Consider the following 235-nt stretch of genomic DNA (forward strand, 5'->3'; position numbering starts at 1 on the left):
CGTCGGGCTCGTCGCGGGCGACCCCGACCAGACCGTCGATCACGTGCACCTCGCGGTCGACGCCGTACCGGCCACCGCGCGTGAGACGGTCGAGCTCGGTGCCGACCTCCTGCTCACGCACCATTTCTGCACCAGCGCGACGAGCGCGGTGTAGACGGTCGCGATCATGCTGAGCGCGAAGACCAGCCACATCCAGTGGGCGGACGCTTCCGGGAACATCGGCAGCGAGAAGCGG

At 69.4% G+C, this 235-nt stretch carries 1 protein-coding gene; it reads left to right on the forward strand.

What is annotated here, in order from left to right; translation table 11 throughout:
- A partial coding sequence (locus I5E_RS27235; protein ID WP_441294341.1) for a Nif3-like dinuclear metal center hexameric protein occupies positions 1-154 on the forward strand: 154 nt, incomplete at its 5' end.
- Positions 155-235 lie beyond the last annotated feature (81 nt).

This window comes from Curtobacterium sp. B18 (assembly GCF_000333375.1).
In the GTDB taxonomy this organism is placed as follows: Bacteria; Actinomycetota; Actinomycetes; order Actinomycetales; family Microbacteriaceae; genus Curtobacterium.